Annotated in this window: 13 protein-coding genes; 7 read left to right on the top strand and 6 right to left on the bottom strand. The window is 71.7% G+C overall.

The annotated features are described in order from the left end of the window. Nucleotides 1-214 precede the first annotated feature (214 nt). From QK440_RS27090 to coaD, 5 genes are all read left to right on the top strand, one after another. Nucleotides 215-682: a hypothetical protein gene (locus QK440_RS27090; RefSeq protein ID WP_282795845.1), complete on the top strand. Its 468-nt coding sequence runs from the start codon at nt 215-217 to the stop codon at nt 680-682. A gap of 1,771 nt (nt 683-2,453) precedes the next feature. After that, on the top strand, nt 2,454-3,551 hold the full coding sequence (locus QK440_RS27085) for a S8 family serine peptidase (RefSeq protein WP_282795844.1): 1,098 nt from the start codon (nt 2,454-2,456) through the stop codon (nt 3,549-3,551). An 83-nt stretch (nt 3,552-3,634) separates the two neighbouring features. After that, complete coding sequence (locus QK440_RS27080) at nt 3,635-3,973, top strand: WXG100 family type VII secretion target (protein WP_190138066.1); 339 nt, start codon at nt 3,635-3,637, stop codon at nt 3,971-3,973. A 42-nt stretch (nt 3,974-4,015) separates the two neighbouring features. Then, entirely contained in the window at nt 4,016-4,318 is a 303-nt protein-coding gene (locus tag QK440_RS27075) for a WXG100 family type VII secretion target (protein WP_190138065.1), read from the top strand. Between the two features lie 236 nt (nt 4,319-4,554). Further along, nucleotides 4,555-4,986, top strand: coding sequence for a pantetheine-phosphate adenylyltransferase (coaD, locus tag QK440_RS27070; protein WP_282795843.1), 432 nt, complete (start codon nt 4,555-4,557; stop codon nt 4,984-4,986). A 185-nt stretch (nt 4,987-5,171) separates the two neighbouring features. Here coaD and QK440_RS27065 read toward each other — a convergent pair whose 3' ends face one another. From QK440_RS27065 to eccCa, 6 genes are all read right to left on the bottom strand, one after another. Beyond that, complete coding sequence (locus QK440_RS27065) at nt 5,172-5,648, bottom strand: barstar family protein (RefSeq protein WP_282795842.1); 477 nt, start codon at nt 5,646-5,648, stop codon at nt 5,172-5,174. Continuing rightward, on the bottom strand, nt 5,645-10,501 hold the full coding sequence (locus tag QK440_RS27060; RefSeq protein ID WP_282795841.1) for a putative T7SS-secreted protein: 4,857 nt from the start codon (nt 10,499-10,501) through the stop codon (nt 5,645-5,647). The genes QK440_RS27065 and QK440_RS27060 overlap by 4 nt, the downstream gene beginning before the upstream one ends. Continuing rightward, the gene (locus QK440_RS27055; RefSeq protein ID WP_282795840.1) at nt 10,501-11,154 is read right to left on the bottom strand and encodes a hypothetical protein; all 654 of its coding nucleotides are present in this window, start codon (nt 11,152-11,154) and stop codon (nt 10,501-10,503) included. Before QK440_RS27055 ends, QK440_RS27060 begins: the two co-directional genes overlap by 1 nt. Before the next feature lie 13 nt (nt 11,155-11,167). Further along, nucleotides 11,168-11,575 (bottom strand): hypothetical protein, encoded by a 408-nt coding sequence (locus tag QK440_RS27050; protein WP_282795859.1) that lies wholly within the window; start codon nt 11,573-11,575, stop codon nt 11,168-11,170. Between the two features lie 348 nt (nt 11,576-11,923). Next, nucleotides 11,924-12,277, bottom strand: coding sequence for a DUF397 domain-containing protein (locus QK440_RS27045; protein ID WP_282795839.1), 354 nt, complete (start codon nt 12,275-12,277; stop codon nt 11,924-11,926). A gap of 65 nt (nt 12,278-12,342) precedes the next feature. Continuing rightward, a complete protein-coding gene (gene eccCa, locus QK440_RS27040; protein ID WP_282795838.1) occupies nt 12,343-16,317 on the bottom strand; it encodes a type VII secretion protein EccCa in 3,975 nt (1,324 codons plus the stop codon). Between the two features lie 312 nt (nt 16,318-16,629). On the opposite strand from eccCa, the gene eccD reads away from it, so the two are divergent. Next, nucleotides 16,630-18,243: a type VII secretion integral membrane protein EccD gene (eccD, locus tag QK440_RS27035; RefSeq protein WP_349239323.1), complete on the top strand. Its 1,614-nt coding sequence runs from the start codon at nt 16,630-16,632 to the stop codon at nt 18,241-18,243. A gap of 193 nt (nt 18,244-18,436) precedes the next feature. Next, nucleotides 18,437-20,089, top strand: coding sequence for a PQQ-binding-like beta-propeller repeat protein (locus tag QK440_RS27030; protein WP_282795837.1), 1,653 nt, complete (start codon nt 18,437-18,439; stop codon nt 20,087-20,089). Nucleotides 20,090-20,465 lie beyond the last annotated feature (376 nt).

Here is a 20,465-nt window from a genome sequence, read left to right as displayed (position 1 = left end):
GAGCTGGGCGGTGATCGACGCTCGCGAGTCGGTATCGGTACGCATCCCACGATGGCCAGTTTGCAACTGCTGTGTCGCAAAGGTTAGTTGGACGTCACTCCTTGTGTGGCTAGAGTGACGACGGTATGAGCGCGACCGGTGCGGAGGCCCGCCGGGGCCCGGCACCGTCGCGTGTTCGCTTGTGCAGGCGAGCGGGGGGACGGGGAGGGGCTTCGTGCTTGAGGACGGATACAGAAGTTCAGCGCCACCGGCAGGCGCCGATCTCAAGCGTGGCTTAGAGGCGCTGAAGCAGTTCCGGCGGCGCATCGACACGCTGCTCACCGAGTTCGAAGGCTCCGACGGCGGTTCGTCGAGGGTCGGACGCCAGAAGGTCGCCCGAGCCTCCTTCAGCGGCTCGGGCGCCCCCTTCCCCGAGGCCGACGGCCTGTACGCGCAGTACGACCAGGTACACGAGCGGCTCACCTCGCTCTCCAAGATGCTCGGCGACCAGATCGAGGCCATGAGCATCGCCGTACATGGCGCGGACGTCGGCTTCGACAACCTGGAAGACGACCTGCGGCAGCGTTTCTGGGCGATTCAGACTTCGGTCAGTCGTGAGCAGGAGAAGGCTGTTCCGGAGCGGGGTGGCAAGCCTGACGGGCGCGACAGCCATGGCAGCGACAAGTCCGAATTCGGGTGGTAGCCGTGAGCTTCGAAGGACACAGCCTCAACGACATGATCGACCTGGTCGAGCAGGCAAATCCAGCCGATCTGGAGAGCGCGGGCGAGGCTCTCAAGAAGGCGCGCGACGCGATCGCGACGGCGGCCGGCGAGCTCGGCGATCACATCGACCGGGTGGACTGGGAGGGCGAGGCCGGACGGGCGTTCCGCAAGTGGGGCGAGAAGCTGGTGAAGGAGACACATCAGCTTTCCGACTTCGCCGACATCGCCAGCGCCCAGATCGCGTCAGCCGGAGCTGGGCTGGCCTCCGTGCGCAGCTCCATGCCGCCGCGGGACACCCGCGCGGACCCCAAGGCGGTGGAGGACATCCCCAGCCCGAAGAGGACGGACGGCAACGAGGAGTACCAGGCCGCCGTCAAGGCCGAGAAGCACCGGCAAGAGGCGATCAACCAGATGAACCGGTTGGCGTCGTTCTACCGGGTGTCGCAGCACGAGATGGCGGCTCAGGAGCCGCCTACGTTCTCGGCTATGCCGAATGTGGGGGTGCCGAGGCCGCAGGCTGGGGGCCCTGGTGACGCTCGTAGCGTGCCGCAGGCGGCGCCCTCCAGTACCGGAGGCACTATCCCGCCGGTGCCACACGCATCCGCCGACTCGCCGCCGCCGACACCTGAGGGACCGGACCGCCCCTTCAGCCCACGCGATGACGCCCGCGACCCATTCGCCCCGCCGGACCGGCCTGGTAGCACGGGGCCAGTGGGTACGAAGATCGACAGCATTGATCCGTTGCCGCCGCAGCCTGCTGGGCCATCGCCAAGCTCGTCGCCCCCTAATCCCGGCCCAACAAGTACGCAAGGAGGTCCGCTTCCCCTGCCTGGAGGCAGCCCTGTCAAGCAGCCGCTGGGCGGCCCGCCCGCCCGGGCGCTCCGTCCTGGTGGAGGCGAGAAGCCGCCGCTGCCAGTGCATGGGCGACCGGGCACTGGGGAGCCAACCGGACGGTCCGGGCGGAGTACCTCGGAGCCGGTAGCCCGTACCGCTCCTGTGGCCCCCGGGCGAGGGCCCAACGGTCCGAGTGCGCCCGTGCAACCGCCGGTGGGACGCGGTATGCCGGGGAGCACGCCAGCGCCACGGGGCATGCCAAGCCCGCGTTCCGGAGTTCCGGGCATTACTGGCACCCCACGTGCCGATGGTGTGATCGGCGGCAGACCCGCCCCGGGGCCGACAGCCGGGTCAGTCGGACCGAGGGCGCCGCGAGGTCCGGCGATCGGCACGGAAGGCTTCGGTCACTCGCGCACTGGGGGTGGTCCAGGACAGCGTGGGATTGTGGGGGCCACTCCCATCGGTTCGGGCCAGGTGCCGCGGCACGCTGGGCGTAACTCCGACGGTGTGCTCGGAACTCCCACTGGGCGTACAGGCGCGGCCAAAAGTTACAGGAACGGATTCACACCGGGCGGCACCGGACTGGTACGTGGTTCTGCGGGCAGTCGCCGTCGGTCTGAGGATGAAGGCGATGTCACACGGCGGCCTGACTACCTTCTTGAGGACGAAGAGACGCATTTGCCGAACGGGCGGCGACAAGTTCCGCCAGTGGTCGACTAAAGGCGAGTAAGGACGTGCTGGGCGTGAAGTCAGGGTTTGGCCGGAACGGCAGAGGGGCTGCGTTGCGAGCGGGTAGGAGGCGGCGCCGCGTCATCCCTACGGGTTCGGCGGTTGGTTCGCTTGCTCTTCTGTGCGTTGGACTGGCGCCGGCAGCGACCGCTGACGAAGTTCCATCGAGACAGTGGTACTTGAAAGCCATGCGAGCCGACGCCATGTGGAAGGTCAGCACTGGAGAGGGCATTACGGTCGCGGTTGTGGACAGCGGCGTTTCCGAGACCCCTTCACTCAAAGGGCGTGTACATGCTGGTAAAGATGTCACGGGTATGCGGGGTGATGCCCTGGATGACTATAACGGTCATGGGACCACGATGGCGGAGTTGATCGCGGGGTCCGGCAAGGGGGGTGGGCTCAAGGGCCTCGCGCCGGGTGTCGAAGTGGTTGCCGTGCGCACCAGCCTCAAAGGTGCGAACGACAACAGGGAGAGCGACAGCGCCGAAGCGATCCGGGCTGCCGCAGATAGCAAGGCACAAATTATCAGCATGTCCATCAGTTCTGATCTGATGTACCCAGATGAGGAAGAGGCAGTGAAGTATGCGTCTTCCAAGGGGAAGCTGCTGTTCGCCAGTGTTGGAAATGAAGCAGAAAAGAAGAACTTCATCGGGTATCCCGCCGCATACCCGAGTGCCATCGGAATCTCCGCCGCGGACAAGTCTGGCAAAGTAGGAAAATTTTCGGAGTTCGGCAAGTTCGTGGATTTGGCCGCGCCAGGACTGGATATTCCACAATGGTGCAACGCGACCTTCCGCTCTTACTGTGACGGTGGTAGTGGCACCAGCGCGGCCACCGCCCTCGCTTCCGCCTCAGCCGCCCTCATCTGGGCCAAGCATCCCAACTGGACCGCCAACCAAGTTCTGCGCGTCCTCATCGATACCGCGAGTAGAAGCTGGCCGAAGGACGAGCCTAGCGACTACCTAGGCTACGGCTTGGTCCGCCCTTCCTGGCACCTGCTGAAGAACAAGGGAAACCCGGGCCCCCCGGACATCGACCCCATTACCAACAAAAAGACGCCCGGCGTGGGCTCGGTGGCCTCCGGCTCGTCGAAGAAGGAGCCCTCGACACCCCCGTCGCAGCCCCCGAAGGACGCCGGGGACAGCAAGCCGGCGGCGGCCGTGAAGAGTTCGCGGTCCGGCGAGGACGACGGCGGTCCGATGTGGATCGTCGCGGGCTCCGTCGCCGCAGCCGTGGTGATCGGCGGCGCGGCCTTCGCGCTCGTGCGGAAGCGGCGTAACGCCTGAGCGGCACGAGCAGCTCAGGTACGACTGGCGTCCTCGCTGCGCCTCAATGACAGCCCAACAGCTCACGTAGGGAGAGCCCGCTCATGGCCGATGGCCGGAAGCTCAATGATCAGGAAGTCGCGCTCCTGGAGAAGGAGATCGTCGACAAGTACGACTCCGTCCAGAAGCAGCTCAGGCGCCTGCAGGGAACGCTGGACACGATGGAGGCCAACTGGCGCGGTATCGGTGCGCACGCCTTCGACAAGAAGCAGACGGAGATCAACCAGCACATGCAGGCCATCGGCCGCATCCTCGTCGACTTCCTGGACGGCATCAGCGCGAACCGCAAGGACAAGGACCGGCTCGAGGACGAGGTCCGGGCGAGCATGAACAGCATCGATGTGCAGTACGGCGGCAAGCACTCGGCCATCAGCAGTTACTGAGCCCGGCCGGAACAGTCGTAACCACCAGGAGACGAGGCACGCATGGCAAACGTTCACTTCGACGAGCTCGCCGTCAAGTACGGCGGGCTTGACGCGATCACCACGGAGCTCGGCATCCAGGCGAAGCAGCTGGAGGCCGACCTGGCCGACATCAAGAAGGCGGTGGCCCGGGTCGCCGAGGGCTGGGAGGGCGAGGCCCACCAGGCGTACGTCCTGAAGCAGAAGGAGTGGGACCAGCACGCCGAGGCGATCCACCAGGCGTTGATGCAGATCGGCCAGAAGGTCGGCCAGGCGGGCGGTGACTACCGGGGCGGCGACCTGAAGGGGGCCAGCTACTTCCAGTGAGGCGGGAAGCCAACACGGCACATCGGGGTGGGCATGCGCGGGAGATGCCCACCCCGTAGTGCTCCGTGGAAAGGGCGGAGCAGTTGCAGCGTGCCCAATGTGGCCCAGGGTTCACGTGTGCCGTTGGGGTTGTTCCGTCCTCCCGACGGACGTTCACCCTGCCACGTCCGCTCTTGGCGGTTCGGCTGCCTTGGTGCTCCGCTACCGGCGTCGGCCGCTTGTTACTCTTTCCGATCGTGAGAGCCCTCTTCCCAGGATCTTTCGACCCGGTCACACAAGGGCACCGTGACGTACTGCGGCGTGCTGCCCTCCTGTTCGACGAGGTCGTCGTCTGTGTGATGTTCAATCCGAACAAGACCGGCCGCTTCCCCGTCGCGGAACGGCTGAACCGGCTCCGGGCGGCAGCGACTGGCTTGAGCAACGTCACGGTCGACTCCCACACCGGCGGTCTGCTGGTCGACTACTGCCGCCGAGCCGGAATCGACGTCGTCATCCGTGGAGTGCGCGGCGTGCACGACCTGGAGTACGAGATGCCGATGGCCCGCATGAACTACGAGTTGGCCGGAGTCGAGACGTTCTTCCTTGCTGCCGACCCCGGCCTGGCCCACGTCTCCTCCACCCTCGTCACCGCGGTGGGTCAGCAGAACCGTCTCGCGCATGATGATTGAGCGAGCTTGTTCCAGCGGGTGGGGCGGCAGCGCGTCTTCTTCCGGCGAGTGCCGCGTGGCGGGTGTACGAGCCGTTCGTAGATGCGGAGGGCCGCGGCAAGCGGTAAATCTCCGGCAGCGCTGTATCCGCGGAGGGGCAGTTTCGTGAAGGCCTGCCGGCCGGGTATCTGTTGTTTTCGCCAGTCTTATGCCATGTCCTGGATGCGAGAAAACTCCTCCTGCAGCTCCGGGCTCAGATCGGGGCGGCATAGGAAAATCGTGCGGAGTACACTTTTCGGCTGGCCCGGGAAGTCGGGTTTCCGGGCCCAATGCTCAGCGGACTTGAGTAGGATGCGAAGGAGTATCGGGCGCTCGTCAGGGCTCTGGGAGAGAAGGTACTCGGAGTCATCCACGATCAAGAGGTACCGCCTGGCCGTGATCCAGTGGAGATCGGACAGGCAGTCGTTCAATGCGTCCCAGTTCCAGCCGAAGTAGTCCGGCAGTCGCAGGTGCTCGTAAAATTGTGTGAAGACGCCGTCCGCGTCGAGCATGTCCTGGCCCTGCATTCTGGCGACGAAGATGGAGCCGCTCGGTGGCAAGGCCTCCTTTGGTGATGTTGGTGCATCGCTGGGGATGACGTGCGCCCAAGGGGGTGAGTCGGTCCACCACGACGGTGCGCTCATCTGCCGGCCTCCATGACGATATAGGTCTGGTAGTGCGTAGGAGTGTAGTAGGCCGAACCGTCGGATCCAGTGATGATCCGTTCTCCGCCCGGGTTCGGATTCTGTGCCGACTGGACGGTTCCCCATTCTGTATAGCGAATAGGATTTCCGGTGCTGTCGAACTCTGGGAGTCTGTATGCTCCCTTCTTCCCGTGATTCTCGAATGGCTGAGGCATCGATGGGCCCATGCGTTGGGGTCCGGCACCTTGTGCTTCGACTCCGAATTCTCGGATGTCCTGCAGTACTAGTTGGGACTCGGTAGGCACCTTGGTGGGGATCCAGCCCTTCAGCTTCTCTGTGTCTCCGAGCTGAGTGCCAGGCTCGCCCCCCGAGGGAGGACACTCGCCTGGCGCCAAGCCGAGGCTGTCCACCCAGGCATGAGGATTGTGGACATAAGCGGTCGGGTTGGGGGCGGGAGCGAGGCCTAGAGGGTCTGGGGACAGATACCGGGCGGTTTCTGAGTCGTAATGCCGGAAGTAGTTGTAATGCAGCCCCGTCTCCGGGTCGAAGTACTGGCCCGGGAATCGCAGTGGTGTGTACGTCGTACTGTCCGCCGTCCACGCCGTCGTCCCCCACAGCGTGCTTCGCGTGCGCCATGCGATCTCGCCCCGTTCGTCCACCAGCTCGCTCGGGGTGCCCACCAAGTCCGTGACGATCGCGAAGAAGCGGGAGTCGATCTCGGTCTGGGGGGCCTGTGAAGCCTGCGAGGGGGTGGAGGTCGGGGGCGCCTCCGTGGCCCAGGGAGTGGGGGCGGTTGTGCCGGACGCGCCCCGTGGCGCTATGCGTTCCGTCTGGGCTATCGGGCGCAGGCCCGCGTGGTCCCACGTCAGCGTGACCGGGTTCGGCAGGTGGGCGGGGGCCGTCGTGGTTTGTTCGCAGAGGGTCGTGCCGTCCCAGGTGAAGTCGGTCCGTTCCGTGACCGTCGTGCCGTCGGGGGCCATGCGGAGCTTGGCCGTGCGGCGGCCCAGGGGGTCGTACGTGTAGCGCCAGACCGTGCCGTCCGGGGTGGTTGTGGAAGTGAGGCGGTCTTCGGCGTCCCAGGTGTAGCGCCAGGTGTCGGGCTTGCGTGACAGGCGGGTCTTCCGGCGCAGGGTGACACGGCCCAGCGCGTCGTGTTCGTAGCGGACGGCGCCCGCGCGGGTGAGGGCCGTGCCCGTGTAGGCGCGGGGGCCGGTCGCCTCGTGGCCGGGGTGGGTGGCGGGCCAGTCCGCCGTCGTCTGGTTGCCCGCCTCGTCGTAGGCGTACGTCTCCGTCCAGTTCGCCGCGTGCACCGCGGTGACCCGGCCCGCCGGGTCCAGGTCGAAGCGGCGGGCGCCGTTGAGGAGGTCGTCGACGCCGACGAGGTGGCCGTCCGCGCGGTAGGAGTAGGCGCGGTGCTGGAGCGCGCGGCCGTCCCGCGCGGTGACCGTTTGGCCGGTGAGGCGGCCGAGTTCGTCGAAGGCGTTGGTGAAGGCGGCGAACCCGGCCACGTCGCGGGCCAGTTCGCGGCCCGTCGCGTCGTACGCGAAGTCGATCGTGCGGCCCGACGTGATGAGCCGGGTGCGGCGGCCCGCCGCGTCGTACGTCCACGTGCTGACGGAGCCCGCGGGCGTGGTGCGGCCCGTGCGGCGGCCCAGCGCGTCGTACGTGCACGTCAGCGCCCGGCCGTCGACCGTCTCGGAGCGGAGCCGGCCGAAGCGGTCGCGGAGGAGGGTCAGCGTCGTGCCGTCCGGGCCCGTGGCCTGCGCGAGCTGGTCCGTCAGGTCGTACGCGAAGGTGGTGGCGCGGCCGTCCACCTCCTTGCGGGTGACCTGGCCGAGGGCGTTGCGCTCGAAGGCCACCGTCTGGTCGAGTGCGTTCGTACGGGCACGCAGACGGCCCGCCGCGTCGTGGGCGTAGGTCAGCGTCCGGTCGTCGAAGTCCGTCTCGGAGGCGAGGCGGCCCGCCGCGTCGTACGCGTAGCTCCAGGTCAGGCCCTGGGGGTTGGTGACCCGCGTCAGGCGCAGTTCGGTGTCGTGGGTGAACTCGTAGCGCACCCCGTCCGGGCCCGTGCGGGCGGACAGCAGGTCGAAGTGGGTGTACTCGTACGTGGAGACCGCGCCCAGGGCGTCCACGTACGCCGTGCAGTTGCCTTCGCCGTCGTAGGTCCACGACTCGGTCGTGCCGTCGGGGGCCACGCGTCTCGTGAGGTGGCCCTCCACCGTCCACTCCAGGCGCGTCGTGGCGCCCAGCGGGTCGGTGACGGCGACCGGTCTGCCGAACGCGTCGCGCTCGTAGCGGGTCACGGCGCCCAGCGGGTCGACGGTCTCGACCGGCAGCCCGGCCGCGTCGCAGCGGACGGTCGTCGTGTTGCCCAGCGGGTCCGTGACCGAGGTGAGGCGGCCCGCCTCGTCGTACGTGAAGTGCGTGGTGCCGCCGGCGGGGCCGGTGGTCGACGTGCGGTTGCCGCGGTCGTCGTACGTGTGGCGCCGGACCTGGCCGTCCGGGGCCACCACCCGGGTGGGCAGGCCGTGTTCGCCGTACTCGGCCGTCGCCTCGCGGCCGTCGGGGCGGACCAGGTGGAGCAGGTTGCCCGCCTCGTCGTAGCGGAAGGCCGTGGTGTGGCCGAGGGGGTCCGTGCGGGACAGGAGGCGGTCGTGGCGGTCGCGTTCGTAGCGGGTCACCGCGCCCAGCGGGTCGATGTCGGCCACGACCTGCCAGGCGTCGTTGACCAGGAAGCGGCGGGTGCGGCCCTCGCCCGTGGTGGCCGTCGTGACGCGGTGCCCGGTGGCCGGGTCCGTCGTGTCGTAGGTGAGCCGCAGGGCCAGGTGGCCGTCGGTGCCGCCCTCGGCGACGCAGCGGTCCTGGTCGTCGTACGCGTAGGTGTAGCCGCGGCCGTTGGTGTCCGTCCACGACGTGACCCGGTCCGCCTCGTCGTACGTGAAGCGCAGCGGCAGGCCCGAGGAGTTGACGACCTCCGTCAGCCGGCCGTCGGTGTAGCCGTAGCGGACGAGCTCCTGGTCCGTGCCGTCGGGGGCCGCGCCCGCCAGGTGCAGGGCGGTGACCCGGCCGGCCTCGGTGGTGAGGCGGACGTGGTAGCCGCCGCTGTGCGCGAGGGACTGCGGGGCGCCGTCGGCGTCGTACGCGAAGGTGATCCAGTTGCCGTTGCGGTCGTCGATCTGCTCCAGGACCGCGAGCCCGTCGCCGCGGTCGGCGAAGTGCCACGTCTGCCGAGTGCCGGGGTCGGTGAGCGTGTAGCCGCCGTCCACGCGGTCGAGCGGCCGGCGCGGGCCGCGGCTCGGCAGGGTCGGCACGCCCGGCGCGGGATGCGGGTAGGCGAGCAGCAGGCCGTCCTCGGTGACGAGGACGACGCCCTCGGAGTCGATCTCCAGGCGCTGGTCGACCGTGGACGACCAGGACGGGCCGAACCACCGTCCCTGGGTGTAGCCCGACTGCACGCGGCGCCGGAAGACCAGGGGGAGGGCGCCCGGCAGCGTGACGTCGGTCTGCGGCAGGTACATCGTGCCGGTCGCGAGGTCGATCGGGTCGGTGCCCTTGCAGACCTTGGCGTCGTCGCAGCGCCCGTGCCGCGCGTGGTCGTCGCCCAGGGCCTCCCGCGCCCCGCGCCCGCCGCCCGGCTCCGCCGCGTCCCGCAGGCCGCGTCCGGCACCGGCCCTGATCCCGCCGCGCGCGAGCCCCGACCCCTTGGTGCCGATCACCTCCGGCAGCAGTCGGCCGCCGAACTCGGACGGGTCCTTCTTGAAGGACTCGTACGCGTCCTTGACCGCGCGGTCCGGGTGCGTCGCCGTGGAGAGGAGCCCCGCCAGCGTGGTGTTCACGTTCTGCAGGTGCTCGGCCGGGTGCGTGAGGTTGTACGGGTCGAACGGGTTCACGCCGCGGACGGTGTTGACCACACCGGCGGCGCCCTTGAGGACGCCGCCCCCGGCATGGAGGAGTTCCATGTTCGTCGCCTTGACGGCGTCGACGCCGTTGGCTTTCAGCCGGGCCAGCGGGGACGGCTCGGCCGGGGCGTGGGTCAGGGCGGCCCTGACCACGGCCGCCGCGACGCGGCCCGCCTCGTCGCGCTGGCGGCGCGCCTCGGCGAGGATCTCGTGGGCGCGCTCGATGTCGGCCCTACCGGGGTCCTTGAAGGGGCCGGGGCGGGGCCCGGGGTCCTCGTCGTCGAGCATGAGGGCGAGGTTGTAGGCGCTCACGCGCGTGTTGTACGCGTCGAGCGCCGTGTCGGAGGCCCGCTTGCCCTTCTTGTAGAGGTCGACGGCGTCGCGTGCCTGGCCCTGGGCCCACTTGACCGTGTCCGCGTACCTCGACAGGGCCTCGCCCGCCTGCTCGCAGGCCTCCGCCGCGCGCAGCCACTTCGCGGGGTGTACGGCGAACTTCTCCCGGAAGGTGTCGGCCGCCCGGCCCCTCCAGTGGGAGGAGTCGAGGCTGCGCATGCCGCCGCCGACCTTGTCGAAGGCCTTGGCGAAGTCCTTGAGGTGCCCGGCGCTCGCGCGGATCGTGCCCGGGTTGCCGTGGACGAGCTCCTCGGCCTCCTCGGTGTCGCCGAGCTGCTGCTCGGCGACGTCCGCGCCCAGCTTGGAGGCGATCTTGTCGGTGTAGTCGTCGACGGCGTCCGCCGCGCCGTCCGCGCCGAGGCGGTCGAGACCCTCGGCGGCGACGCCGCCGCCCCACTCGATGCCCTCGCCGGTGGCCTTCTTCGCCCCGTGCCAGAGCTCTTCCGCCTGGCCGAGCCCCGCGTTGACGCCGTCGCCCACGGCGTCCTTCGCGTCGCCCAGGCCCTCCCGCGCGATGTCCACGCCCTTGCCGAAGGCGTCGGTGACGTCGCCTATCCCCATCAGCGCGTACCGTCGTCCGGCCGGCCCTGCGCCTGCTGTCCGGCGGCGTCCCCCGCCCGGGCCTCGGGCGAGGGGCCGAACGTCTCGTCGAGGTCCTCGTCACTCATGCCGGTGAGCTCCTGCGGGCTCAGCGGTCCGGTGAGCGGCGAGGTCATCGCGTCCCGCGCCGTGTCCTTCCAGGTCTGCTCGACGGTGTCCCCGGCGTCGCGGAAGGAGTCCGCGCTGTAGTCCGTGTCGGAGAACGGCCGCTGCCCGGCCAGCTCTCCCCAGCTCTTCCGCGTGATGTCCTCCTCGCTCGCGTACGGGTTGCCCCCGCTGTTCGCCGCGTTGACGACGATCTTGAGCGCCCCCTCCACGTACGTGTCCACCTCGTGGAACGTGCCCGCCGAGAGCCCCACTCCCCGGGCGAAGCCGTTGCCCTCGTTGACGAGGGACCGCACTCCCCACTCCCAGCGCGCGCAGAACGTCCCGAAGGCGGCCGTGAGCTCGCCGTGCCCCAGTTCGAGTCCCGTCAGGGCGATGTCGTCGAAACCGCGCCCGGCACCCGCCGCGCCCTGCATGCCGAGCTCCCTGAGCTCGTCGAGGGCCATGGTGATGCCCTGGGCGATCTGCGGCAGACCGCCCGTCTGCAGGTCCGGTAAGCCCTCGCTCACTGTCGTCCCCCGTTCACTGTGGTCGCTCCCCGTTCGTGTCCGTGTCCACCGCCGCCGCGTCCGGGACGATCCCCGCGACCGGCGGGTACAGCACCTCGTGTCCCGCGCTGCCGACGTCGAGCGCCACGCCGCAGGGCACGCCCGCGGCCGGGACCACGGCGTCCAGCAGCCCTGCGCCGAGGACGCGCCGGTACGGCCAGGCACGATCCCCCTCGCCCCGCGCCAGCGCGAAGCGGGCCAGAGCCGCCTCGTCGGAGAACGCGTAGAGCCACCGCACGCCGCCGAGGTCCGATACGAGGGGGCAGTCGTCGGCACCCAGGGGCAGCAGCACCGCCGTACGCCGGAACTCGCCGAGCAGCGCGGCGAACTCGCGGCGCGCCGCCCGGACTGCGGCGGTGTCAGCGGCGGGCGTCCGGGGCACGCCGGACGCCCCGGCCCCGGCGGACACTCCGGCCTCGGCGGACACTCCGGCCTCGGCGGACACCCCGGCCCCAACGAACACCCCGGCCCCGGCGGACACTCCGGCCTCGGCGGACGCCCCGGCCCCGCCCGGTACCCCGGCCCCGCCCGGTACCGCACACCCCTCAGGCGCCGCCGACGCGCCGGGCCCCGGTCCCGTCGACGCCGGGCCCGCCAGGTCCACCAGCTCCGCGAGCCGCGACCTCCGTACCGGCCGCCCCGCCGCCCCCGCGGCGGTGTCCGCCATGTCAGCCCCGTCATCCCTCACGACCCGGCCCCCTCCCGGAACCCGGCGCCGCGGGCCGGGCGTCTACTCCGCCGCTGCCCCGCCCTCGGCGGGCGCGGGCACGAGCCCGCCGTTGCGCGTCGACGGCTCCAGGTCGAACTCCCCGTCCCGCGCGCCCAGGACGAAGGCACGCCACTCCGCCTCGGTGTAGCGCAGTACGGTCTCGGGTTCGAGGGACGAGCGCATGGCCACGGCGCCGTTCGGCAGGTACGCGATCTCGACGCGCTCCTCGTGCGTCTCGGTGCCGGGGGCGCTGTGCCACTCGACGTCGGAGATGTCGAGGGCGTAGAGCTCGTTCTTCTCCCGCTCCTTGCGCGCCTTGACGTCCTGCTCCGACTCCTGGCCCTGCTCCGGTGCCTCGTTCTGTGCCTCGGCCATGGTGAAGCGGTTCCTTTCCGGCGTGTCCGGCGTACCCCGGCGTATGGACGGACTGTGCGCTCAGACTACTTGTCAACGGGGACCAACCCCGTCTGGACCAACGGCTTTCCACGCTTCCGGGACACGTAGACGCCGCGCCCCGGCGGCATCGGCCGCGGCCGCACGCCGCCCAGGAGGTCACCCTCGGCGGGGTCGCCCGCGAGCAGCAGTCCCTGCGCGCCCAGCTCCTTGACGCGCTGCATGAACGGCTCGTACGCGGCCCGGCCGGCGCCCGCGCTGGACCGGGCGATGATGAACCGCACGCCCACGTCCCGCGCGAACGGCAGCAGTTCCGTGAGCGGGGCCAGCGGGTTGCCGCTGGAGGTGGACACCAGGTCGTAGTCGTCGACGACCACGTACACCGTCGGGCCCTGCCACCAACTGCGCTCGCGGAGCTGGCGGGCGGTGACGTCCGGGGACGGCGTGCGGCGGCGCATCAGGTCGGCCAGGGCCTGCACGTGGTGGTCCATGGCGCTGGACATGGGCACGTACTCGGCGAGGTGCGAGGCGGGGGTGGCGTCGAGGAGCGAGCGGCGGTTGTCGACGACGAAGAGCTTGCAGACGTCGCCGCTGTAGCGCTCGGTGAGGCGCTGGACGAGCAGCCGCAGCACGTTCGACTTGCCCGACTCGCTCTCGCCGAAGACGAGGAAGAACGGGTCCTGCTCGAAGTCCACGAAGACCGGTTCGAGGTTGTTCTCGTCGAGGGCGAAGGACACGCCCCGGTCCGGGAACGCGTGCCCCGGCGGCAGCTGCTCCGCGGGCAGCTCGCGCGGCAGCAGCCGCACCTGGGGGGCGCCGGGCGCCGTCCAGTGGCGGGCCACCTCGGCGGCGAGCGCCTTCGTGGCCTCGGCCAGGTCCGTGTCGGAGGTGATGCCGTCGATGCGCGGGACGGCGGCCATGAAGTGCTGCCGCTGCGGGGTCTGGCCGCGGCCCGGCACGCCGGCGGGCACGTTCGCGGCGACCTTGCGGTCGAGCTCGGAGTCCATGGTGTCGCCGAGCCGCAGTTCGAGGCGGTTCATGAGGTGGTCCTTGAGGTTCGCGCGGACCTCCATCGCGCGCGACGCGGCGAGGACCAGGTGGATGCCGTAGCCGAGGCCGCGGGCGGCCATGTCGAGGACGGCCGGCTCCAGGGCCTCGTACTCCGTGCGGAAGGCGGCCCAGCCGTCGATCACCAGGAAGACGTCGCCCCACGGCTGCTCGGCCACGGAGATGTCGCCGCGCGCCCGGCGCGCCCGGAAGTCGGCGATCGAGGCGATGCCCGCGGCCCGGAAGTACTCCTCGCGCCGCGTCAGCACGCCGTACACCTCGGCGACCGTGCGCCGCACCCGCTCCGGGTCCAGGCGCGACGCGACGCCGCCGACGTGGGGGAGGCCCGCGAGCGCCGCCATGCCGCCGCCGCCGAAGTCGAGCCCGTAGAACTGGACCTCGTGGGGCGTGTGGGTGAGCGCGAACGACGCGACGAGCGAGCGTAGCAGCGTCGACTTGCCGGACTGCGGCCCGCCAAGGACCTGCATGTGGCCCGCCGCCCCGGAGAAGTCGCACCACAGCTCGTCACGCCGCTGCTCGTACGGCTTGTCGACCAGGCCCAGGGGTACGACGAGACCGCCCGCGCGCTCGTGGCCGGGCACGGTGAGCCCGCGCCCCGGCACGGCCGCGAGCCCCGGAAGCAGCGCGTCCAGGGGCGGCGGGCTGTCCAGCGGCGGCAGCCACACCTGGTGCGCCGCCGGCCCCTGCGCCTCCAGGCGGCGTACGACGACGTCGAGCACGGTGTCGGCGAGCGCGTCGTCCGGGCCCGCCCCGGCGTCCGGCCCCGGCTCGGGGCGCGGCACCGCCGGGGCGTACCGGACCGGCACCTCGGCGGCCGTGAACAGCACCGGGCGCCGGTCCACCGGCAGCGGCCCGCCCGCCGCCGCCCGCGCGGAGCCGGAGCGGTACACCCCGGAGACGTACGCCGCCTTGAAGCGCACCATTTCGTCCGTGCCGAACTTCAGGTAGCCGGAGCCGGGGACGTTGGGCAGGTGGTACGCGTCCGGCACACCGAGCGCGGCGCGCGACTCGGCGGCGGAGAACGTGCGCAGGCCGACACGGTAGGAGAGGTACGTCTCCAGGCCGCGCAGGCGGCCCTCCTCCAGGCGCTGTGAGGCGAGCAGCAGGTGCACGCCCAGCGACCGGCCGATGCGGCCGATCTGCACGAACATGTCGATGAAGTCGGGCTTGGCGGTGAGGAGTTCGCTGAACTCGTCGATGACGAGGACGAGCGAGGGCACGGGCTGGAGGGGCGCGCCGGCCGCCCGCGCCTTCTCGTAGTCGTGGATGTTCGCGTAGTTGCCCGCGTCGCGCAGCAGCTCCTGGCGGCGGTTGAGCTCGCCGCGGATGGAGTCGCCCATGCGGTCCACGAGCGTCAGGTCGTCCGCCAGGTTGGTGATGACCGCGGCGACGTGGGGGAGGTGCGCCATGCCCGCGAAGGTCGCGCCGCCCTTGAAGTCGGCGAGGACGAAGTTCAGCGTCTCGGAGGAGTGGGTGACGGCGAGGCCGAGGACGAGGGTGCGCAGCAGCTCCGACTTCCCCGAGCCGGTCGCCCCCACGCACAGGCCGTGCGGGCCCATGCCGTCCTGCGCCGCCTCCTTGAGGTCGAGCATCACGGGCCGGCCGTCCTCGCCGACACCGATCGGCACGCGCAGCCGCTCCGCCTGGGCGCGCGGGCGCCACGTCCGCCGGGGGTCCACCGAGTCGGCGTCCCCGAGACCGAGCAGGTCGGTGAACTCCAGGTTGGCGAGCAGAGGTTGGTCGTCGTCGCCGCCCGAGGCGATGCGCAGCGGCGCCAACTGCCGCGCCAGCGCTTCGGCGGCCTCGTACGACAGCAGGTCGGGCGTGCCCTCGTACACCAGGCCGTGCCCCGACTCGATCCGCAGGGACCCCGGCCGGACGACGAGGCAGAGCCCGCCGCGGGCCTCGCCCGGCTCGCCCGGGAGCACCTCGACGACGGTCACGCCCTGCAGTCCCTCGGCGGTGGCGAGGACGGACTCCGGCGGCAGGGACAGGCCGTCGAGGACGACGACGACGTGCGGCTCGTCCGGCAGCGGGGTGGAGCCGGGGTGGAAGCGGGGCCGGCCCCGCAGCCGGGCGGAGAGCAGCACGTCGAGCTCCGCCGGGTCGGTGGTGATCAGCCGGCGGCTGCCCGCCCCGTCCGCGGCGCCCCGCGCCTGGCAGTGCGGGAGCCACTTGGCCCACTCCCACCGCGGGGCGGACTCCGGCCCCGCCGCGACCGCGATCACCAGGTCCGCGGGGGAGTGCAGGGAGGCGAGCGAGGCGACGAGGGCGCGCGTGCCGGCGCGTACCGCCTCGGCCTCGCCGTTGACCGTCACGTGGTAGAAGGCCCGCAGGGACACGGCCATGGGCAGGTCATCGACGGTGCCGTGGACGGCCAGGAACCGCTGCATCGCGCCCGCCGTGAGCGGTTCCAGGTCGTCCACCGGCGCGGTCTCCGGAGGCACGAGCGGCGTGGCGAGCGCCTGCGGCCCGAGGCCGACGCGGACCTGCCCGAAGTCCTCGTCGCCGGTCCGCCGCTCCCAGACGCGGCTGCCCTCGGCGACCAGGGCCCAGAGCTGGTCGGGGGACGGGTGCAGGTAGTACTGGGCGTCGCGCTGCGCCTTCGCCGCGGCGAGGGCCGAGCGCCGGGTCTGCTGCAGGTAGCGGAGGTAGTCGCGGCGCAGATCGGCCAACTGCCCCTGCGTGCCCCGGCGGTAGCGGATGAACATCGCGACGGACATGGCCACCGTCGACGCCACCATCACCATGCCCATGATCCTCATGAACGGATGCGAATTGGGCATGAAGAAGAACACCACGGAGCCGCCCATGCCCAGCATGGGCAGGAGCTGCATCAGCACGCCCTCCTGCTGCCCTCGCGGCAGCTCGGGCGGGGGCTGCAGGACGATCTCGTCCGAGGGCACGCCGGACGGCAGAACACGAGGCGGGCGCTTGACGACGAGGTGACTCACGCGGCATCAGTTCCCTTGCTCGATCGACGTGTTCCGACCACCGGCACCGACGGGGGAGGCCGCGGCCCACCGCGCGATCCTACTGACCCGCGGGCCGCCGCAGGGGCGGTAAGGTGCCGTTCGTGTGCGTGAGCAGATGTGAATTCGGCCGCCGCGCAGGGGCATTTCACGTCATGTGACGCGGCCGGGGCGCAAGAACCGGCCAGACGCGGGAGATCGGCGCGCGCCATCTCGTGGGGTGCGGCACGGTGGGCGGGACGGCCGGTACGGCGATGCCGTCCTGGGCCGCGAGGGACTGAGGGGGAGCAGCAGGTGAGCATGACGGCCTCCGCCGGGGCGACCGGAACCGGACAGACCGGAGCGGGACAGACCGGTGCCGGAGCGGCCGGAACCGGACCGGCCGGTGCCGGGCCGACCGGCGCCGGAGCGGCCGGTGCCGGACCGGCCGGTGCCGGAATTCCGGGGCCCGCCGCCGGTGGCGCTGGAGTGGGGTTCTGCCGCGTCACCATCGTCGCCCCCGACAGCCGCGTCGACGTGGCCCTGCCCGACGACGTCCCGGTGGCCGACCTCTACCCGGAGATCCTGCGCCTGTCGCGCCAGAGCCCCGCCGAGGGCGCCCCGGTCGGCTACCACCTGGTCCGCCGCGACGGCGCCGTCCTCGACAGCGCCCGCACCTTCACCGCCCAGCGCATCCTCGACGGCGAACTCCTCACCCTGCGGCCCTTCTCCGCATCGCTGCCCCCCGCCGTCTTCGACGACGTGTCCGACGCCATCGCCTCGGCGGTGACCCGCGACCGTACGCTGTGGAACGCCGACCTGACCCGCGTCGCGGGCCTGACCGGCGGCGCCGTGCTGCCGGTCCTCCTCGCCTTCACGGCCTGGAGCGCCGCGCCCCGGCACGACACGCACGGCCTCCCCGGCATCCTCGCCGCCGTCGCGGGCCTGGTGCTCCTCGCCTTCGCCTGCGTACGGGGGCGTGTCTACGACGACCGCGCGGGGGCCGTCGCGCTCGGCCTCGGCGCGCTGCCGAACGTCGCCGTGGCGGGCTCCGGCCTGCTGCCACCGGCCGACGGCCAGGGGATCGGCAAGCTCCAGTTCCTGCTGGCGTGCGCCGCCGTGCTGATCGCCGCCGTGGTGCTCGTGCTGGTCTCGCCGCACGGCGACGGGCCGTTCGTGGCCTTCGCGGCCGCCGCGGCCGTCGGACTCCTCGCGACGTTCGCGGCGGCGCTCCGGGAGCTGACCCCGACCGAGACGGCCGCCCTGTGCGCGCCGCTCGCCGTCGGCGCGCTCGCCTTCCTGCCGGGCCTGTCCATGCGCTTCGCGCGGCTGCCCATCGGCTACGACCCGCCGCACGCCGCGCGCCGCACGTACGACCCCGACCCGGAACCCGCCCCCCAGCCCCCGGTCGACGCCGAACGCATCGCCGCCCAGGCCCGCCGCGGGCACGAGCTGCTCATCGGCCTCGTCGGCGGCTGCGCCCTGGTCGCCGTCGGTGCCGCGGTGGTCCTGGGTTCCTCCGCCGACACCTGGGCCCGGCTGCTGGCCCTGGCCACCGGTGTCGCGATGCTCATGCGCGCCCAGCTCTTCCGCTACACGGCCCAGGTCACCGCCTGCCTGGCGGCGGGCCTGGCCTGCCTGGTGCTGCTGGGCGTCGGCCTGGCCCTGAACCCGCCGGGCACCTTCGTACGGGACGCCCTGGCCGGTGACACCGCGGCGCTCGACCTGCGCACGATCTGGCTCACCGCGGCGATCGGGGCGGGCGCGGCCCTGTGTGCCGCCATCGGGCTCATCACGGCACGCCGCGGGGTGACACCCTTCTGGGGGCGTTTCCTGGAGATCGCCGAGGGCTTCGTCCTGCTGACCCTCCTGCCCCTGACGCTCGCCGTCTTCGACGTGTACGCCTCCGTACGCGCGCTGACGAGCTGAGGCCTTCCCCTCGCGCCGGGTCGTTCCGCGGCCCGGCCCGGCGTGCCCGTTTCCCGGCTACGCGCTGCTCCCGGCCCGGTCCCCGTCCGGCCCCTGTCCGGCCCTCGGCGCGGAGCGGCCGACGTGCAGCGGCCTATGATCCGGCCACCCGTTTTCATCGGACACTCGCTCCATCGGAGAAAGGCTTCCCAGCGTGAGCCAGGGCCCGCCCCGTTCCCAGTTCACCCAGTCCGTCCTGGCCGAGGACAGCGCGCGCAGACAGCGCCGCACACGCCTGCTCGCCGGTACGGCGGGCCTGCTGGCCCTCGTCCTGTGCACCGGCGGCTGGATGCTCTGGTCGGCGACCGACGACGAGGCGGACGCGCAGGACGCCAAGGCCGTCCAGCAGGCGCCGGACGACATCAGGGACACCGTCGAGAACGTCCCGCGCTCGCCCGCGGGCCGCCTGATCGTCGACTACCGCGAGAAGGAGTTCGGCAAACGCCGCGGAGCCGACGCCTCCGTGCCCGCGCCCGGCACCTGGGCCACGGACAGGACGCTCGTCCGGGGCGTGGGCGACCAGCTCAAGGGCTTCACGTTCGGCACGCCCGAGGAAGCCTGGTCCACCGACCTGGGCGGCCCCATCTGCGACACGACCCGGCACGTCACCGCGGACGGACGTACGGCGGTACTCGTCCAGGAGCGCGCGAAGGACGGCGACAAGGGCGACGGCGGGAAGTCTGAGAAGTCGGGGAAGTCCAAGGGCGAGAAGGACAGCGACGAGAAGAAGGGCAAGAAGAGCGGGAAGCCGAGCAAGGGCGACAAGGGCGACAAGGGTAAGGGGGACAAGAAGGGCAAGGGCAAGGGGGAGCGCGGGAAGAAGCGCAAGCCCACCCGCCCCGAGCCCCCCGCCACCTGTGACCGGCTCGTCTTCGTGGACCTCAACACCGGCAAGAAGCTCTGGCAGGCCAAGCTCCCCGAGGCCAGGACGGCCTTCGCGCCGAACACCAACGTGACCATGGTCCGCGGCACGGTCACCGTGGCCTGGGGCGACGGCTCCGTCGCGTACGACATGGCGGGCGGCGAGCGGCTCTGGGCGAGCACCTCCGCCTCGGCCTGCGGGGACGCCGGGTTCGCGGGCGGGCGCGCGCTGCTCGCCCTGCGCCGGTGCGGGGACGGCGACGACCGCACGTACCGCGTGCAGAAAGTGGACCCGCGCACGGGCGACCCGGAGTGGACCTACAAGGTCGACCGCGGGATCCGGAACGTGTACCTCGTCTCGTCCGAGCCCGCCGTCATCGCCGTCGCCGCCGGGGACGGCGATGACGGCCGGGTGACCGGCCTCATCACCCTCGACGACCGGGGCGCGTACCGGTCGACCGTCGACATGCCGGAGGGCCGGTACATGGAGGACTGCTCCGTGCCGCTGTTCGGAACCGTGGAGACCTGCCACTCCGTCGCAGTGGGCCGCGACCAGCTCTTCCTGGCGACCGCGCGGAAAGGGTCCGACGCGAACGGGATCGTCTCCTTCGACCTCACGACCGGCAAGGCCGTGCGGACGTTCGACTCGCGGGGACGCGGCGTGATGTACCCGCTGGAGGTCAGCGGCGGCAAGCTCCTCGCCTTCCGCGGGAGCGGCAACGGCGTCGACCCGGACGCCGTGGTGAGCCTGGACCCGGAAACCGGCAAGGAGCGCCCGTTCCTGCTGTTCGGCGTGCCGGAGGGTGCCGGGCCCGTGGAGCCGGGGCGGGCCGACGTCGTCGTCGAGGGCGGCCGGGTGTTCATCGCCCCGAAGGAGCTGCGCGCCGCACGCGAGGGGGACGGGGAGGGCGCGGCCTACGGCGCCCTGGGCATCGAGGGGGCGTGACCCGAGCGGCCACGCCCCCCGGGGCCTGCCCGCGCGCTCCCGGCCGACAGGCACGCGCCACCCTTGCGCCGCGACGCACGGGCCACCCCTGCCTCGCGGCACGCGCCGCCCTTGCACCGTGGCACGCGCCGCCCCTGCCCCGCGACACGCGCCGCCCTTGCCTCGCGGCACGCGCCACCCCCACCCTGCGGTACGCCCCCCGCGGCCCCTGCACGCACCACCCCCAGGCCCCGCCCCGGCCACTCCGAGCCCCCGCCCCCGCCACTCCGGGCCCCCGCCCCGCGGCACACCCCCCCACTCACCGCCCAGGCCCACACCGACGCCCACGCCCACTCCCACCCCCACACCGTCACCCACGCCCACGCCATCACCCACT

Source organism: Streptomyces sp. CC224B (assembly GCF_030010595.1).
GTDB lineage: Bacteria > Actinomycetota > Actinomycetes > Streptomycetales > Streptomycetaceae > Streptomyces > Streptomyces longispororuber.
The sequence above is the reverse complement of the archived record's forward strand: the minus strand, read 5'-3'. Positions and strand labels throughout refer to the sequence as shown.

Excerpts from the sequence above, each read along its gene's own strand:
- QK440_RS27075 (WP_190138065.1), top strand. The coding sequence starts at position 4,016 with ATGGCAAACGTTCACTTCGACGAGCTCGCCGTCAAGTACGGCGGGCTT.
- QK440_RS27060 (WP_282795841.1), bottom strand. The coding sequence starts at position 10,501 with ATGGGGATAGGCGACGTCACCGACGCCTTCGGCAAGGGCGTGGACATC.
- QK440_RS27045 (WP_282795839.1), bottom strand. The coding sequence starts at position 12,277 with ATGGCCGAGGCACAGAACGAGGCACCGGAGCAGGGCCAGGAGTCGGAG.
- QK440_RS27085 (WP_282795844.1), top strand. The coding sequence starts at position 2,454 with ATGCGAGCCGACGCCATGTGGAAGGTCAGCACTGGAGAGGGCATTACG.
- QK440_RS27065 (WP_282795842.1), bottom strand. The coding sequence starts at position 5,648 with ATGAGCGCACCGTCGTGGTGGACCGACTCACCCCCTTGGGCGCACGTC.
- QK440_RS27080 (WP_190138066.1), top strand. The coding sequence starts at position 3,635 with ATGGCCGATGGCCGGAAGCTCAATGATCAGGAAGTCGCGCTCCTGGAG.